Origin of the sequence: Streptomyces sp. NPDC047917, from assembly GCF_043204345.1 — a bacterium.
GTDB lineage: Bacteria > Actinomycetota > Actinomycetes > Streptomycetales > Streptomycetaceae > Streptomyces > Streptomyces sanglieri.
In genome coordinates, this window is sequence record NZ_JBIDCA010000010.1 from 203179 (window position 1) to 220149 (window position 16971).

Here is a 16971-nt window from a genome sequence, read left to right on the forward strand (position 1 = left end):
CCGTCTCAGGCCGGACTGCTGGTGATCTTCCTCTGGCCGTCGGCGTCGGGGCCGCCCCGGTCCACGAGGGCACGGCGAAGAGCGCGGTCCGCCTCGGCGAGCCGCCGCTCGACGGTCTCGGTGAGCACCGCCACCTCGGCCGGGGTCAACCCCGGTGCCCGCCCTTCGCCATCGCCGTCCGCGGCCTCGTGCAGGGCGTTCGCCAGCTCCCGGTCGGCCCGGGCGTGGCGGGTCAGCGACGCGAGTACTGTGCTGTACTCGGTCCGGACGCTCTCCAACGTCTCCCGCAAGGAGGAGAGCTCCTGTGTGCTCTCACTCATCCTGCGCCGGGTGTCCTCCAGCTCTCGCTGTGCCGCGGCCACCTGCTCCAGGGACTGCCGGGTCCGTGGGGCGAGTGCCGAGAGCTGCTGCTCGGTGAGACGCAGCAGCGAGTCGGCAGCGGTGCGCAACTCCTCGTCGGCCGCGTCGGGTTCCTGGCCGCGCAGCTCCTGCAGCCGTCCGTCGATCGCCGCGCGCTGCTCCCGTACGTCGTCCAGCTCCGCCACGAGCGCTTCGAGCCGCCGCAGTTCGTCGACCTCGTGGCGCAGCTTCTCGTGCTCCGCGAGACGTTGCCGCAGCTCGGCCTCGCGCGCCAGGAACTCGTCGAGGGCGGCGCGTTCCACCCCGATCCGCCCGGCCAGCGAGGTGAGTTCGGCCATCAGGTCCTGGATGTCGCGCCCCAGCCGCTCGCCCGCCCGGGCCGCCCGGAGCAGTGCGGGCAGCGCGTCGGCGAGGTCCTGGGCGCCGGCCAGCGCGTCGTCCAACGCGTACAGGGCGGTCAGGGCATCGGCTCCGTCGATGTCCTCGTCGGCGCACGGTGTGCCGTTCCCGCCGAGTGTGCGGGCGGCCCAGCGCACGGCGTGCCCCAGCACCAGGAGCGCCGTCTCCCGCTCGCAACGCCCGGAATCCGTCAGTGCGTCCGCGATCCTCGTCCTGGCGTCGTGCACGGTGCCCCTTCCCGGAGTGCTCGGCGGGTCCGCCGCTCGACGGCCCCGGGCTGTACCGACCATCAGCGTATCGCCGGGCGCGGGGGCTGAGGGGAGAAGCCGATGACTGAGGAACTGCGCGGCCGGGCGGCCGAGGCGGTCCGTGCCGCGGGGCGGCTGATGGAGGGAGAGGGCTGGAAGGACGAGGCGCGGTTGGGCTCCGCGATCGATGAACTTCGCGCCATGGAAAGGGAGTTGATTCAGCAGGAGGAGAATTTCTCCGAGGTCTTCGTGTATGTGGCCCTCCTGATCGGTGCGCGCTGTCAGCTGCGGCGCGACGACACGACGCTCGACACCGGCGAGCGGGCCGAGGCGCTGCGGCGCCTGCGCTGGGTGGACCGTCATGGACCCGTCGACGCCCCCTTCGCGGTGCTGTCCCGCATGATGCTGATCTTCCTGCTCACACCCTGGGCTCTGCCCCGGGTCGACGGCAGCCGCACCGCCCTGCAGAACGCGCTGCTCGACGTGGCCGACGGGCGGGTCCTCACGGAGGCAGTACGCCGCGACCTCACCGAGGCCAGGGAGGTGGTCGACCGGATCGCCGAGGCACCGGTCGACGAGGAGTTCCGCCGGCAGACGGAGAGCAACCGGGAGATCATCGAGCAGATGCTCGCGCCCGGGTCCACCCGCTCCGCCCGGTCCGTGTCCGACCGGTCCGCCGACGGGGCGGATCACGCCACGGCGGCCCGCGACAGCACCGCCCCGACACTCTCGGCGCAGAACCAACTTCTCGAAGCCGTACGGGGACTGGTGGATCTGGCCGGCTCGTGCGGCACGGCGCGATTCGCCCGCGTACTCACATGGCTGGTCGTCGAGTTCTCCGCCGAGCGGGGCGGCGACCCCACGCCCGACAACCCGACCCTCGACCCGGAGGCGGTGCGGCTGGTGCACCGGGCGGGCGCCGGGCGCGCGGCCGGCGCCGACGGCGTACGCCGGGCCGCCGACCTCGTGCTGACGAGTCTGCGCGCATTGCCGCCGGACACTCCGCGGCGAGCCCGGGTGGCCAGGCTCCACGCCTATCTGCTGCTCCAATGGGAGTTCCTGACCAGCGAACCGGCCGATTTCTCCGAGGCGGAACGGCCCACGCCCGAGCCGGACGGCGACAGCGCGGACCGGCTGGCCGAGTGGCCGATCGGAACGGCCGTGGACCCGGGCGTCCTCCCGTATCTCGACAGCCACCTACGGGACTTCGTCGCGCACACCGGCATCCGCGAACGGCAGTTGGCCGCCCGTCTGGACCGGCTCCTCGCCTACCGCACCGGCGACCCCGGCTATCTGGACGACGCCGCCGCGCTGCTCAGGGAAGCCATCGACGCGAGCCCCGACGGCTCCTGGTGGGGCGTTTCCCTGCACGCGGAGCTGGTCGCCATCCTGGAGCAGGTCGCCGTGCACGGAGGCAGTTTCCACGACGCCGACGTCGCCCTGACCACCCTGCGCGAACTGCGCGCCGCCCTGGAGCGTGACGGCTCGGTGCCGCCCGACTCACCGTTCGTCCTCGACCTCGCGCTCTCCGCCGCCGGCGCCGAGCTGAGCCACGCCCGGCGCACCGGGGACCACGGGGAACTGCCCCGCCTGGCCGAGGAACTGCGCGACCGGTACGCGGCCCTGCCGCCGGACAGCGACCGTCGCGGGGCACTGGAAGAACGGATCACCGAGTTGGACGCCCTCCTGTCACCCGCCCGACCGGCGGGGCGGACACCCGAGGGCGCCCTTGAACCCGCGCGGCCCGAGGCGGCCGAACCGGAGATCCTCCATCGCGCGATCTCCGATTTCCGCCGCGATCTCGACGGTCCCCGGCTCCACCACGACCATGAGTACGACCGACGAGGCGTGCTCGGTCTGCGGATGCTGTTCGACGTGGTGCGCGGCGAGGGGCCCGGGGAACTGCTGGACGAAGCCATCACCGAGCTGACCCGTGTCCGCGTGCTGATCACCGAGGGGCATGGCCAGACACACCGCGTGGACGTCCTGACGAAGCTGGCCGAGGCCCACCTCATGCGCGCCGCGCGCGGCGGCCCGCACCGCGCCGCCGACCAGCGGGCCTGCGTCGAGGTCTTCCGCGAGGCGCTGGGTGAACTGGCCGCCGACGTCCTGCTCCAGTCCGGCGCCGACCACGGCCTGTCCGCGGCGCTCAACGGGGCCATGCTGTCGCGGCGCCTCGCGTTCATCGCCTTCCGCGTCGGCCGGCCGGCGGACGCGGTGGCCGACCTGGAGCGGGGCCGTGCCCTGGTGCTGCAGTCGGCCGCCGCCACCCGGGGCATCCCGGCACTGCTCGATGCCGCGGGCCACCCCGGACTCGCCCGGCAGTGGCGGGCCCAGGTCTTCGCACACCCGATCCGCCCCACCGCGGCGACGGCCCCCGGGGCGCGGGTGCCGCAGGTCCCCGACGGCACCCCGCCGATTCCCAGCGGTCTGCGGCGCAAGGCGCTCAAGGCGCTCGGAGCAGGCCGGGGAGCCACGGAGGGGCCGGGAGCCCGGCCACTCCTCGGCGCCACCGGCCCGGCCGAACTGTCAGCGGGCCTCGCCGCCACGGGCACCGACGCGTTGGTGTACCTGGTGGCCGGGGTGCCGATGGCCAACGGAGAGTTCCCCGGCCGTGCGCTGATCCTCCGTCCGGGCGCGGCCCCGGCCGCGGTCGCGCTGCCGGAGCTGCTCCAGTCGGGCAGCCCACCGCTGGACCGCTATCTGGAGGTGGCGGCGGAACGCTCCCGGGTGCTCACCGACCCGGAGCAGGGACCGGCGGAGCTCGCCGCGTGCGAAGGGCGCTGGCAGGAGGCACTGGGCACGCTGTGCGACTGGGCCTGGCGGGCCGTGATGGGACCGGTGCTCGGCACCGTCCGGCCGCTGCTCGCGGCCCAGGGGCCCCTGGCCCGGCCGCCACGGATCGTCCTCGTACCCTGCGGCCCGCTCGGTGTCGTCCCGTGGCACGCCGCACGCATCCGGGGCCTCGGCGAGCACAGCCACCGGTACGCCTGCCAGGAGGCGGTCCTCAGCTACGCCCCTTCCGGCGTCCAGTTCCTGGCGGCTGCCGGCCGGCACCGGATGTCCCCCGCCACAGGACCGCAGGTCCTCGTCGCCGACCCGGAACTCACCCTGCCCTGGGCCGAACTGGAGACGGCGGCACTGCGCTCCGCCTGCTATGCCGGAGCGCTGCGCTACGGCGAGTTCTTCACGGCGGACGGGGAGCGGGATGCCGCGGGCACACCGGAGGACCTGCTCGCCGTGCTGCCCGGCGGCACGACCCCGGCCTCCCTGGTCCACCTGTCCTGCCACGCCGTCGCCGCGCCCCGGCCCACCGACTCGGAACTGCGGCTCGCCGTGCCGCCCGGTGCCGCAGCCGACGAGGGCAGGCTCACCGTCGCCCACATCCTGGACGCCTCTGCCGACCGGGGGCCCGGCACGGCAGGCCCCCTGATCGTTCTCAGCGCCTGCGAGACCGACCTGAGCGCGGGTCACCACGACGAGGCACTGACCCTGGCCACCGCACTGGTCACGGGCGGGGCCGCCGATGTCGTGGGCTCACGGTGGGCGGTGCGCGACGGCCCGACCTCGGTGATGATGGCGGTCTTCCACCACCACCTCACCGCCCGGGGTCTGGCCCCGCCGGACGCCCTGCGTGCCGCCCAGCTCTGGATGCTCGACCGGCACCGCACACCCCCGCCCGCCCTCGACGGCCCCCTCCGCTCCGAGGCCGCCAGACCGGACCTGCACCGGTTGCACCACTGGGCGGCGTTCACGCACCAGGGCAATCCCACGGCGAGCGGCGGGTAGCACCCGGGCCGGGGCAGGCGCTCGGCGAGGACACCGTGCCGGGCCGCCCCGGCGGAGTCCACGGCCTCCCCGAAGCCGGGGGCGGTCGTGCTCGCGTTCGGGCCCGGGACTACGATCGCCGGGCGAGCGGGCCTGGGAGGCCACATGGGAAATTTCGAGGGCTTCGACGTCGCCGGATTCTGGGACGACTCGGCATACGCGCTGGGGGAGTACGTGGAGGAGGCCCCACCCACACCGGAGCTGATCGAGTCGGTGGAGGAGGAGATCGGCGGATACCGGCTGCCCGACTCGTACATCGCTCTGATGACCGCGTACAACGGCGGCATTCCGAACCGGGATCACTTCCCCATGGCCGAGCCGACCTCCTGGGCCGACGACCACATCGCGATCACCGGGATCAGGGGCGTGGGGCGGACACGGCCGCAGTCGCTCGGCGGCGAGTACGGCAGCCGGTTCTGGATCGACATGTGGGAGTACCCCGACATCGGTGTCTACTTCGCCGACACACCCTCGGCCGGCCACGACATGCTCGCCCTCGACTACCGCGCCTGCGGCAGGCACGGTGAACCGACCGTGGTCCACATCGACCAGGAGGACGACTTCGCGATCACCCCGGTGGCGGAGAACTTCGAGGCCTTCATCACGGGTCTGGTCGACGCGTCCGTCTACGACACCTCGGAGCAGGACCGGATCGACGCCCTGGCCACCGTCCGCGACGGCGGCTTCTCCCCGGTGCTGTCCCGTGCCTTCCGCGAGGTCGCCGATGTCCTGCCCGACGCGGACCGGCGCCTGCGGAGGCTCGCGGAGGCCATCGTGCACGACAAGGGTTTCTTCGCCCTGCACGCCGATGAGCGCTCCACGCTGATGTACGACTGCCTGTTCTGGCTATTCACCAGCTTCAACCGGGTCGACTCCCTCGACCGGTACATGAAGGCGGCTGCGGGGCAGGAGCGTTCCTATGCGCTGCCGGACTACGAGCTCATGATCGTCTTCGGTCTCGTCGCTGATCCCTACGACTTCAGCACCGGCGGATACGCCCCCGGCTTCGTCGAGGACTGGTGGAACTCCAGTGTCGCCTCGGGACGGATCGCCGGGACCGCCGACGGGTACCGCATGACGGGCGCCGCCGTGACCGACCTGCTCGACAAACTGGCCGCGGCGACTGACGACCGGTAGCCGGGCGCCGCGCCCCTGTCCACCGGCTCCACCTGCTCGACCGGGACCGTACCGTACCTGCGTCCGTGGCTCAGGCCTTGTCCCAGTCCGTCCCGTCCGCTGTCCCGGGCCCGTCGTCACCCGGGGAGACGGGCCACCGGCGCGCACCCTCGTCGTGCCAGAGCGGCCGGTCGTCGACGCGCAGGCCGAGGATCTCCGGTCGTGCGTAGTGGCCGCGCGAGTCGACCCAGACCTTGACGGCGTCGAGGTCGGCGAGGTCGATCACGGCGGTGACGAGCCGCTCCTCGGGGCCGGTGTGCGGTCCTGCCAGATATTGGGTGAAGGGATGGATCACCGCTGACCAGCCGCCGCCCGCGGTGATGTGCTCCTGTGGGCCGAGGGTGGACGCCATCCAGCGCAGACACGTCCCGTCGACCGGGTTGCCCGCAGAGACGACGAACGCCTGGGCGGTGAGCGCGTGGGTCTTCATCATCGCGTCGATCTGTACGTCGGCGACGGCCTCGAATCCGGCCATGGTGGACAGCCCGGGCCAGGCCGCCGCGTGAATCTCCTGCCCCTGGGCGATCAGGGCCTGCCGGGCCAGGTTCATGGTGTGCTCCCAGCAGGCCAGTCCGCCGATCCGGCCGAGCGAGCTGTCGAACACGCGGAGCGTGGCGCCGCCGCCCTGGGCCCACACGATCCGTTCCGCGTAGGTGGGCTGGAGCTTGCGGTGTACACCGAGCAGAGCCCCGTCGGGGTCGATGAAGACCTGGCTGTTGAAGCAGGTGCGGGTGCCTTCGAGGCGTTCGCTGACGCCGAGGACCGCCCCGGCGCCGGCCCGTCGGCAGGCCGACTGGATCCGGGCGATCTGAGGTCCCGGCACCTCGACGGACGCCCCGGCGTAGGCGGCGTTGGCGCCCTGCTGGTCCAGCGGGGCGTACGCCTCGATCCAGTACGGGTAGCCGGGCACGAAGGTCTCCGGGAACACCAGCAGGTCGACACCTTCCCGGCCGGCCTGTTCGATGAGGGCGACGGCCTTGTCGACCGTCGCCTCGGTGTCCATGAACACCGGTGCGGCGTGGACCGCCGCGACTGTTCGCCTTCCGACGGCGGGAGAGGACATGGGAGTCTCCTTGAGAGCGGCGGACCAACGGCCCGATGGTGCGGTGTCGCCGGCGACCGGCGGATGAACAGCGGCGCCCGAGCCCGGTCCGGACGCCCCGGCCCCACCGTGCTGTTCGGAGGCGCGCCGGCCGCGCGGACGTGGCCGGAACGGGGCCGGTCGCGCGCAGTGTGCCACGGTTCGCTGACGCCAGTACGGGACTTCGCCGCAATCCCCGTACTGGCGCGGTACTCGTCCGGTCGTCCGGCTCTCTTCGCCGACTCGCCCGTACTGCTCGTGGCGGCCCGGTGGGCGCAGCCGGCGAGGACCGCTCGGGGCTGGGCAGGTCCTCGTGCCGGCGAAGCCGCCGGTGGCCCGGATGGCGTCCCGGCGCTCATCGGTGCTCGCGAGGGAGAGGGCGAAGCCCCGGGCGACGGCGGATCCGCCGCAGCGCAGACACATCTGTCCGCCGTCATGCGATCGAGGCGTTCGACAGCGAACCCGGTCGTTCGGGCCTTCTTGTCAGTGAACCCGGTCGCTCTTCGGCCCGATGCCTTTGATCCTGGCCGGAGTTCCGTCCGGGGCGAACGAGTGGTGGAAGGTGAAGGCGTGCGGCGCGGCGCCGTGGTCGTGGAGGTGTTCCAGCCTGGAAACCCCGTCCTGCCAGGTGGGTATCACGCCGTCGGAGACCCACCAGAACACATGGCCCGGGTGTCCTGTCCGCTCGAACCAGTCGTAACGCCTGTTCAGCGCCTCACGGTGCAGACCGGTGTAGATGGCGTCGAAGGCGGGGCGCAGGTCGGTCCAGAGCGAGAGGGTCGTGGCCAGGGCGGTGGTCTCCGCCGTGTGGCCCTTGCCGTACCAGGTCGGTACGGTGAACTCTCCCCATGCGCCCCAGTCCAATTCGAAGTGTGTGCCCCGGTCGCCGTCTGCCGCTTCAGCACGAGCGAGGTACCCGGGGTGCCGGCTGATCTTCTGGTAGATGGGTTCGGCGCGGTCGTGGAACTCGCGCGTGAGAGGTGCGGGATCGGCGAGCGGCGACTTCAGGACGCCGAATGTGTACAGCGCAAGATGGGGCATGCGTCTCTCCCTGGTTGGGGGCCTGGCGTGGACCCGGTTCGGTGGCCCAGGCATGGAGGCGGGCATTCGTGGAGCGTGACCGACTCACCCTGTCGCGGGTGGCTCAGCCTGAGGGAACTCCTGTGCGACCGTGGGCGATCGCCGAAGACGAGATGAAGGTAGCTCCCTCTGCGGGCGATGTCGAAGTTGCGTTTTCCCTGTCCAAGTGGCTTCCCGCACTGGTCATCCCGGGGGCTGGGCGGTGACGGGCGGAGCCGGCCGCGAGGTACCGGTGAACCGCTTCGGCAGATCGGTTCGCCCGGCGTGGCCGGTTCGCCCGGACGGGCCTGCCCGGGCTCGAAGACCCTCAACGCTGCGGCTGTCCCGCCTCGTTCACGCCGCGGCGGGCAGCCGAGGCCAAGACGCCGGCCTGCCGGCTGCCTGCCGGGAGTGAAGTGCCGCTCACCCGCCGACCGTGCCCGGAACCGGCCCGCGGGGATCATCACAGGCACCGGGGTGTCGACGGGCATCGTGGCATCGCCGACCGATCCGGGGCCTGGTGCGTACGGTTCGGCGGAATTCCTCCGGGTGTGGGGCCACCAACCAGGATTCCGGCTTCCCACATGATGTTGGGTCAGGCCGGCGCAATCCGCTTGCGCGGCAGCTCGAAGCCGGCGCGGCCGGTCGCATCCACGGCCGAAGACCGTGCTCGGTCACAGCCGGGTGGCCGTCCAGGTGGTCACGGCCGCGGTGGCGGTGAGCCCGATGCCGAGTGCGATCCGACGGTTCCCGCCGGTGAGATGCGTGGCGATCGCGCCGGTCTGCAGGAGGACGCCCGGGCCGTACCGTCCCGTCGGCTTCAGGCGAGGCCGGTGGCGGGCTCGGTCGCGTAGCGGCTCATCGCATCGACGTTGGCCTGTCGGGTCGGCTGCCGGCCGTCGGCGAACACCTCCTGGAGATCACGGAAGTACTGCACGTACAGGTCGGGGGTGAATGTGCTGAGCATGACGGCGGGCTGGTCGGTCGGGTTGGCGAAGGTGTGCGGGGTGCCTGGCGGAACCATCACGAGTGTGCCCGCGGTGGCGTCGTAGTCCTCGTTCCCCACGGTGAACCGCACGGTGCCGGAGAGGACGTAGAAGCCCTCGTCGTGTTGTGCGTGGCGGTGCTGCGGCGGTCCCTGGGTGTGCGGGGCGAGGACGGACTCGGCGATCGCCAGGCGGTGCCCGGTGTGGCTGCCGTCCTCCAGGACGCGCATGCGGGTGGTTCCCAGAACGATCGTCTCGCCGTCGCCCGGACCCACCACCGACACGGCGGGGCAGGCATGCGGCTCGCTGGTCTTCGCTTCTTCGGTCATGTTCACCAGTGCACCGCCGGAACCCCTCAGGTGTCCAAGACCCATCGCGCAGCACCGATACCTCGTGGGTATCGTTGCAGCGTGGAGCTACGGACCTTGCGCTACTTCGTGGCGGTCGCCGAGGAACTCCACTTCGGCCGGGCCGCCACCCGACTGCACATGAGTCAGCCGCCGCTGAGCCGGGCGATCAAGCAGTTGGAGACCGACATCGGGGCACTGCTCCTCGCCCGCTCGCCCGGCGGAGTCACGCTCACGCCGGTGGGCACGGTGCTGCTCGACGAGGCGCGAGCTCTGCTCGACCACGCCGACCGCGTCCGGGTACGCGTCAGTGGGGCGGCCGGCGCCGCGACCATCACCGTCGGCATCCTGGGCGACGGCACCGACCCGGGAATGTCCGGGCTGGCCGCCGCCTACCGCCGGAGCCACCCCGGCATCGACATCCGCATCCGCGACACCGATCTGACCGACCCGACGTGCGGGCTGCGCGCCGGACTGGTCGACGTCGCCCTCACCCGGGCGCCGTTCGACGAGACCGCCCTGACGGTGCGTGCGCTGCGAACCGATCCGGTAGGAGTGGTCCTGCGCAGCGACGATCCGCTGGCCCGCCATGACCGGCTGCGACTGGCCGAGCTGAGCGACCGCCGCTGGTTCCAGTTCCCGCAGGGCACCGACCCCGTCTGGCAGTCGTACTGGAACGGCGGCAGGCCGCGCGAGGGGCCGATGGTGCGCACCGTTCAAGAATGCCGGCAAGCCGTGTTGTGGAACGGCACGGTCGGACTGGCCCCGCTCGGACACGATCTGCCCCCTGAGTTGGCTGTGGTGTCACTGATCGACTTGGCGCCGAGCCGAGTGGTGGCGGCGTGGAACGAAGGCGACACCAACCCATTGGTGCGATCCTTCGTCGAGATCGCGACAGCCACCTACCGCCGCTGAGCTCCGGCAGCCGGTGCCGCCGCATCCCGTGGGGCGGGCGCGGGCTGCGACGAGCGCCCGCAAGGCGTCGGGACCCTCACGCGCCGCGCGGCGTCGACCACTGCCCCGAGGCGCTCGTCCGCGGACAGGCTTGCGAAGAGGGGGAGACGGTGTCCGCAGACGCGCAGACGCGCAGACGCGCAGGGGCGCCGACTTGCCGCGTACGAGGCCATCGACCGAGTGACCGGTCGAAGCCCGACGCCGAAGGCGGCGTAGGCGCCGGTACAGGACCAAGGGCCACCCCGGAATCCGTGCGGACCGGTGCGGCCCAGGTGCGCGCCCACACTTGAATCCCACTCGCGCGACTCACTCGATCGGCGGAGTGCGCAGCTCGGCGCCCATTGGACAGGCGACGCCGACCGGGGGCTGCCATCCCGCCTGCCGGCCTGTCGCGCACGATGCCGCGCGGGTGCCGGGCCCTGCCCCTGGCGGGGATGCTGGAGGCGTACGGCGCGAGCCGGTGTCCAGGGGCAGCGGAAAGAGGGAGCGTGGTTGATGTGGCCCGGAATCTCCGGTTGATCCTGAGCTCGCCGTCCACAGTCTGGGGCCTGTTGTCCGACGGCCCTCGCTACTGGGAGTGGGTTTCAGGAACGCAGCAGGTCACCGCGGCCGACCCGCACTGGCCCGAAGTGGGCGCCCGACTCCAAGTCCGGGTCGGCGTCGGTCCGTTGGCTCTCGACGACACGTGTGTCGTACGCATCTGTGAGCCGGAACGCCGTCTGGAACTGGAAGCGAAGGCGGATCCCTTCGGTGCGGCCCGCATCGCCATGAACCTGATCCCCTGGGGCGAGAACACTCTCTGTGTTCTCGACTGGCATCCGCTGCGGGGCCCGGGCGTCCGGATGCACGGGCTGCCTGTGGACTACATCGTCTCGATTCGTAACGGCATGATGCTGACGAAGCTGGCCCGGATCGCGGTGCGCGAGCAGCACATGAGCTCCGGTGGCGCTCCACAGGACCTCCGGAGGGGATGAGAGGCAGCACATCGCATCGGACGTGGGGACCGGCTGCCCGACGAAGGGCCAGGGCCCGAGGACCGCGGAAGCACCTCGTCATGACCCACGTCATCGGCCTTGTGGAGCGGGCGCCTGCGGCCGGCGGCCCCATCTGGACCTCTCGGGCTGCGCGTACGGTGCGGTCGGCGTGAGGCTGGAGACCGAGCCCCGTGGTGGCGGACCACGGGCCCGTGCGGTCTTCCTCCGCCATCGAGCAGAGGAGGAACCATGGCTGACCAGCGCGAGGAGACAGTCCGCATCGTGGTGGGGGTGGACGGGTCGGACTCGTCGAAGCAGGCCCTTCGCTGGGCCGTGCGTCAGGCGGAGTTCACCGGTGGTGTGGTGGAGGCGGTGACCGCCTGGGACTTTCCGCAGTTCCACGGCGCGCTCGGCTGGTTGCCCCCGACCAGCGGCGACGAAGCAGCTCTGGAGGACCGGGCACGCAGTGATCTCGCGAACGCTGTCGAGGAGACCGTCGGATCGCAGCCGCCGGTCGAGGTGCGTACGGACGCGCGCTACGGCACCCCTGCCAGTGTGCTGCTCGACGCGTCCCGCGGCGCGTCCCTGCTGGTGGTCGGGAGCCGAGGTCTCGGGGGCTTCGCGGGTCTGCTGCTGGGATCGGTGGCCCAGCACTGTACGCAGCACGCTGCCTGTCCGGTTGTCGTGATCCGTGACGGTGGCAGCTGAGCCCGCGGCGAACGACACGGCCGGGCGGGGCTCCGGTCCGCTTCGGGCCGCCCTCCGCCTCCGGCGGAGCAACTTCCGCCTCTCACCGGAAAGCACCACTGCCCCAGTGGTCGGATCGCGATCCGGCACGATCCCTGGGAATGTGAGAGCGAGAGCGTCACGGCCGGGCGCCGCATGCCCGGCGGGGAATCGATCCTTGTGCCCATTGCCGCCGTTCGGCGTGTCCGTGCCGCATTCCAGGAGTGACGGAGCAGATGAAGACCTTTGTGATGAAGGAGATCGGGCGCGTGGGCTTCATGGAGAAGCCCGTACCGCAGCCGGGGCCGGGCGACGCCGTCGTGCGGACGACGCGGGCCCTCATCTGCACTTCCGACTCCCACACCGTCCGGGGCGGCATCGGCCCACGGGAGAATCTGACCCTGGGGCACGAAGCAGTGGGCGTCGTGGACGCCGTGGGGAGCGAGGTGAAGGACTTCCGGCCCGGTGACCGTGTGCTGGTCGGCGCCATCACTCCGGACTGGGGCGATCCGGCTTCCCAGAACGGCTTTCCCTCGCAGTCCGGCGGACCGCTGGGAGGGTTCAAGTTCGCGAATTCCAAGGACGGGGTGTTTGCCGAGTACTTTCATGTGAACGATGCCGACGCCAACCTCGCGAGAATCCCCGACGGAATCTCCGATGCGGTGGCGGTCTACTGCGCCGACATGCTCTCCACAGGATTCATGGGCGCGGAGCACGGAAACATTCCGCTGGGCGGGACCGTGGCCGTACTCGCGCAGGGACCGGTCGGCCTGATGGCGACGGCGGGGGCCGGACTCCGCGGCGCCGGCCTTGTCATCGGGGTCGAATCGGTCCCCAGCCGGCAGAAGCTCGCACGTATGTACGGCGCGGACGAGATCGTCGACTTCTCGAAGGAAGACGTGGTCGAGCGCGTCCTTGAGCTGACCCGGGGGGAGGGGGTCGACACCGCGATCGAGGCGCTCGGCGCGGACGTGACATTCCAGACCGCGGTCAAGATCACCAAGCCCGGAGGCACGATCTCCAACACCGGCTACTACGGCGAGGGCGAGTTCGTCCGCATCCCGCGCGTCGAATGGGGCGTCGGCATGGCCGACAAGACGATCGCGACGGGACTCTGCCCCGGAGGGCGACTGCGCATGGAGCGCCTTCTGCGCCTGCTGGAGACACGGCGCGTCGACCCCTCGCACATGACGACCCACGAGTTTGCCTTCGACGAGATGCAACGAGCCTTCGAGATCGCGGACAAGAAGCTCGAAGACGTCGTCAAGGTGATGGTCACCTTCTGACCGACCGCCTTCCAGCCCAGCACCTTCCAGCCGAGCACCGTCCGACCGACCCTTTCCGGACGACGTCCCCGGACGGCCTCCGTCCAGGTGTGTGGCCATACGGCCGCACCGTCGTCCTCGACGCCGCGGAAGCAAGGCGACATGCACGATTCCGATCAACCGTTCCGGCCGATCCGCAAGCGGGAGGGCTACCTGCCGCTGGAGGATCTGGGCCTCATCGGGGACGGCACGACCGCCGCGCTGGTCGGCCTGGACGGCTCCATCACATGGATGTGCCTGCCCCGGTTCGATTCCGAACCACTGTTCTGCGGACTGCTCGATCACGCAGGCGGCGGGCACTTCACCGTGGCGCCGGAGGATCTGGTGGAAGCCCGGCAGCGCTATGAACCGGACACCGGCGTATTGACGACCGAGATGCGCAGCTCCGGCGGCCTGGTACGCGTGACCGACGCCCTGGCCCTGCGCTCCGGCGCCGATCTGACCGATGACGTACCGGCAGGCCGGTCCGAACTCGTGCGCTCGGCGGTGGTGCTGGCCGGGAACGTGCGCCTGCGAGCGGATCTCGAACCCCGCGGCGGTGCACGGGCGCAGACGCTGTTCAGCGGACTGGAAGTGCGACCGTCCCGGCAACCGGACCTGCGGCTCCACCTGCGGTCCAACCGCCCCCTGACCGGCCTGCACAACACCTATGACCTGCGGCAGGGCGACCGAATCGATCTTGTGCTGTCCTGGGGCCGCTTCCACCGGCACCACAGGTTCGACACCGACGCCACCCTGCGGGGAACCGCCGACGCGTGGCGCAGCTGGATGAAGCACTTCCACTACAGCGGTCCCGAGAACGCCTTGGTCAGACGCGCCGCGATCACATTGAAACTGTGCGACGACTGGGCCAACGGCTCGCTGGTCGCGGCACCCACCTCCTCCCTGCCCGCGCCGATCGGCGGCATCCGCAACTGGGACTACCGCTACACCTGGATCCGCGACGCGGCCTTCGCCGTGTTCGCTCTGCGCCGCATCGGCTTCCGAGGCGAGGCCGACGCCTTCCTCGGCTGGGTCCTCGACGCCTTCGAGTACAGCCGGCGACCCCTGATCATGTACGACCTCCACGGCGGTCCGGTGCCGGACGAGACCGAGGACGGCGAGCTGGAAGGCTACCGGCGCTCCGCCCCGGTGCGCTGGGGCAACGGCGCCGCCGACCAGCGCCAGCACGATGTCTACGGCGAGATCCTGGACTGCGCCGACCAGTGGCTGCTCTCCGGCGGCGAGATCTAGCCCGCGCTGTGGTCCGGCCTCGCCGGCCTGGCAGACGCCGCGGAAGAGGCCTGGCGGCAGCCGGACCAGGGAATCTGGGAAGTACGCAGCGAGGCCCGGGTATTCACCTACTCGGCCGGGCTGTGCCAAGTGGCCCTGGACCGGGCCGCCCGGATCGGCGAGCGGCTCGGCCTGTCCACGGGAGTCGCCCGCTGGCGGGCCTCCGCCGACCGACTGCGCCGGCTCGTCCTGGAACAGTCCTGGGACGAGGAAGCACAGACCCTCAGCGCACACCTGGACGGCGGCGGCACTCTGGACGCGAGCCTGCTCGCGCTCCCGCTGCGTCAGGTGGTGCCCGCCGATCACCCGCGCATGGTGGCCACCACCAAGGCCATCACCGAGCGCCTGTCAGCAGGTGACGGGCTGCTCCACCGCTACTCGCACGAGGAGACCTCCGACGGCCTGCCCGGTGACGAGGGCGCCTTCGTCCTGTGCAGTTTCTGGCTGGTCGACAACCTGATCGGCCAAGGCAGGATCGAGGAAGCCGAAGAGCTGTACGCCTCGTTGTGCGCACGGGCGAGCCCGCTGGGGCTGCTGTCGGAGCAGATCAACCCGTCCACCGGGGAGTTCATGGGCAACTTCCCTCAGGCGTTCAGCCACATCGGGATCATCGCCAGCGGCGTGAATCTCGCCCGAGCGAAGGCAGGCGTACAAGGATGATCAACCGGCTCGCCGTCTTCGGCGCGACAGGAGACCTCACCGCACGCTATCTGCTGCCGGCGCTGGCCGCTCTGCGGGCCGAGGGGCACCTCGGCGACGGGACGCAGGTGATCGGAGCAAGCAGGCAGGACTGGGACACCGAGCAGTACCGGGAGTGGATCGCCACCCAGCTCGACCGCCACGGCGGGGCCTGCCCGTCCGATGCCAAGGAGTCGATCGCGGCCTCGGCCCGCTATCTGCGAGCCGATGCCACCGACCCGGCCGACGTCGCCGCAGCCATCGCGGGTGACGGGCCCGTCGCCGTCTACCTCGCCCTCCCTCCGGTGATTTTCCCGCGCGTGGTCACCGCACTGCACGAGGCGGGTCTGCCGGCAGGGAGCCGGATCGTGCTGGAGAAGCCGTTCGGCGAGGACCTGGCCGGCGCGCAGGAACTGAACCGGCTGCTCGCCGGCCTCGTGCCGGAGCGGTCGGTGTTCCGGGTCGATCACTTCCTGGCCATGACGACCGTCCAGAACGTACTCGGCAGCCGCCTGGCCAACCGTGTTCTGGAGCCCATCTGGAACAGCACCCACATCGCCGAGGTGGACATCGTCTGGGACGAGACTCTCGCACTGGAGGGCCGGGCCGGCTACTACGACCATGTCGGGGCGCTCAAGGACATGCTCCAGAACCACCTGCTGCAGCTGCTCTGCCTGGTGGCCATGGAGCCGCCGATCACTCTGGGCGAGCGGGACCTGCGCGACCGGAAGGTCGACGTACTGCGGTCCGTGCGGTTCCTGACCGAGCACGATGTCGTGCACCGTACGCGCCGGGCGCGCTACCTGCCCGGCCGGATCGGCGACCGCGATGTTCCCGCGTACGTCGACGAGGAAGGCGTGGACCCGCGGCGCCGTACCGAGACCTTCGCCGAGGTGGAACTGGAGGTCGACAGCTGGCGCTGGGCCGGAACGACATTCCGCCTCCGCAGCGGAAAGGCGCTCAAGGCGGACCGCAAGGAGGTCGCGGTGCGCTTCCGCTCCGTACCCCACCTGCCGTTCGGCCACAGCGGAGTGGCCCTGCCCAACGTCCTGCGCTTCGCACTCGAACCGGAGGGGCTGAGTCTGGACCTGACGGGCATCGGTGCCCACGCCCACGAGCTCGTCCCGCTCTCGCTGACCGCTCGGACGGAACCCCAGGGCCTGCCCGCCTACGGCCGGCTCCTGCTGGACGTCCTGACAGGGGATCCCGCCCTGTCCATCCGTGGCGACGAGGCCGAGGAGGCGTGGCGGGTCGTCGAACCCGTACTCTCCGCCTGGGAGAGGGATCTCGTGCCGCTGGAGGAGTATCCGGCCGGATCGGAGGGCCCGCCCTCGCGCCGACGGTACGGAGACGGCCGACGGCGGCAGAAAGACGTGCTCGGCGATCGACCGGCGACACCGGACGACACCTGACAGCCGCCCCCGGTCCGCCCGTGGGCGCGCGTTGGCCACTTCATGCCGATACCACCGCCCGGCTCACGGACAGCCCTGCCCGTACCCCTCGCGTCGGACAGGCGGGGGAGTCCTGCCGGGCGCGGAGCGGCTTTCGGACCCCGCCC

General features: G+C 71.4%; 11 protein-coding genes and 1 pseudogene. 8 read left to right on the forward strand and 4 right to left on the reverse strand.

Features of this window, described 5'->3' with window-relative positions; all coding sequences use genetic code 11:
* Positions 1-5: 5 nt before the first annotated feature.
* Positions 6-986, reverse strand: a complete 981-nt coding sequence (locus ACGF8B_RS24880; RefSeq protein ID WP_392742467.1) for a hypothetical protein — start codon at positions 984-986, stop codon at positions 6-8.
* Between the two features lie 102 nt (positions 987-1088).
* Between ACGF8B_RS24880 and ACGF8B_RS24885 the strand changes: the two genes are divergently transcribed.
* Positions 1089-4796, forward strand: coding sequence for a CHAT domain-containing protein (locus tag ACGF8B_RS24885; RefSeq protein WP_392742470.1), 3708 nt, complete (start codon positions 1089-1091; stop codon positions 4794-4796).
* A gap of 144 nt (positions 4797-4940) precedes the next feature.
* Entirely contained in the window at positions 4941-5972 is a 1032-nt protein-coding gene (locus ACGF8B_RS24890; RefSeq protein WP_392742473.1) for an SMI1/KNR4 family protein, read from the forward strand.
* A 70-nt stretch (positions 5973-6042) separates the two neighbouring features.
* Here the strand turns inward: ACGF8B_RS24890 and ACGF8B_RS24895 are convergent, their stop codons facing one another.
* From ACGF8B_RS24895 to ACGF8B_RS24905, 3 genes are all read right to left on the reverse strand, one after another.
* Positions 6043-7074, reverse strand: a complete 1032-nt coding sequence (locus ACGF8B_RS24895) for a carbon-nitrogen hydrolase family protein (protein ID WP_392742476.1) — start codon at positions 7072-7074, stop codon at positions 6043-6045.
* Positions 7075-7575: 501 nt separating this feature from the next.
* The gene (locus ACGF8B_RS24900; RefSeq protein ID WP_392742479.1) at positions 7576-8133 is read right to left on the reverse strand and encodes a DUF3291 domain-containing protein; all 558 of its coding nucleotides are present in this window, start codon (positions 8131-8133) and stop codon (positions 7576-7578) included.
* A gap of 838 nt (positions 8134-8971) precedes the next feature.
* Positions 8972-9466, reverse strand: coding sequence for a cupin domain-containing protein (locus ACGF8B_RS24905; RefSeq protein WP_392742482.1), 495 nt, complete (start codon positions 9464-9466; stop codon positions 8972-8974).
* A gap of 96 nt (positions 9467-9562) precedes the next feature.
* Here ACGF8B_RS24905 and ACGF8B_RS24910 point away from each other — a divergent pair, with 96 nt between their 5' ends.
* From ACGF8B_RS24910 to ACGF8B_RS24935, 6 genes and pseudogenes are all read left to right on the forward strand, one after another.
* Positions 9563-10399, forward strand: a complete 837-nt coding sequence (locus ACGF8B_RS24910; RefSeq protein WP_392742961.1) for a LysR family transcriptional regulator — start codon at positions 9563-9565, stop codon at positions 10397-10399.
* 536 nt (positions 10400-10935) lie between these two features.
* Positions 10936-11412: an SRPBCC family protein gene (locus ACGF8B_RS24915; protein ID WP_392742485.1), complete on the forward strand. Its 477-nt coding sequence runs from the start codon at positions 10936-10938 to the stop codon at positions 11410-11412.
* A gap of 249 nt (positions 11413-11661) precedes the next feature.
* Positions 11662-12120 carry a universal stress protein gene (locus ACGF8B_RS24920; RefSeq protein ID WP_392742488.1) on the forward strand — a complete coding sequence of 153 codons (459 nt, stop codon included), beginning with the start codon at positions 11662-11664 and terminating at the stop codon, positions 12118-12120.
* Positions 12121-12374: 254 nt separating this feature from the next.
* The gene (locus ACGF8B_RS24925; protein WP_392742491.1) at positions 12375-13424 is read left to right on the forward strand and encodes an NAD(P)-dependent alcohol dehydrogenase; all 1050 of its coding nucleotides are present in this window, start codon (positions 12375-12377) and stop codon (positions 13422-13424) included.
* Positions 13425-13565: 141 nt separating this feature from the next.
* A pseudogene (locus ACGF8B_RS24930) lies at positions 13566-15395 on the forward strand (glycoside hydrolase family 15 protein).
* Positions 15392-16825 carry a glucose-6-phosphate dehydrogenase gene (locus ACGF8B_RS24935; protein WP_392742494.1) on the forward strand — a complete coding sequence of 478 codons (1434 nt, stop codon included), beginning with the start codon at positions 15392-15394 and terminating at the stop codon, positions 16823-16825. Before ACGF8B_RS24930 ends, ACGF8B_RS24935 begins: the two are co-directional and overlap by 4 nt.
* Positions 16826-16971 lie beyond the last annotated feature (146 nt).

Coding starts and splice junctions, on each gene's coding strand:
- ACGF8B_RS24885 (WP_392742470.1), top strand. CDS start 1,089: ATGACTGAGGAACTGCGCGGCCGGGCGGCCGAGGCGGTCCGTGCCGCG.
- ACGF8B_RS24890 (WP_392742473.1), top strand. CDS start 4,941: ATGGGAAATTTCGAGGGCTTCGACGTCGCCGGATTCTGGGACGACTCG.
- ACGF8B_RS24895 (WP_392742476.1), bottom strand. CDS start 7,074: ATGTCCTCTCCCGCCGTCGGAAGGCGAACAGTCGCGGCGGTCCACGCC.
- ACGF8B_RS24900 (WP_392742479.1), bottom strand. CDS start 8,133: ATGCCCCATCTTGCGCTGTACACATTCGGCGTCCTGAAGTCGCCGCTC.
- ACGF8B_RS24905 (WP_392742482.1), bottom strand. CDS start 9,466: ATGACCGAAGAAGCGAAGACCAGCGAGCCGCATGCCTGCCCCGCCGTG.
- ACGF8B_RS24920 (WP_392742488.1), top strand. CDS start 11,662: ATGGCTGACCAGCGCGAGGAGACAGTCCGCATCGTGGTGGGGGTGGAC.
- ACGF8B_RS24925 (WP_392742491.1), top strand. CDS start 12,375: ATGAAGACCTTTGTGATGAAGGAGATCGGGCGCGTGGGCTTCATGGAG.
- ACGF8B_RS24935 (WP_392742494.1), top strand. CDS start 15,392: ATGATCAACCGGCTCGCCGTCTTCGGCGCGACAGGAGACCTCACCGCA.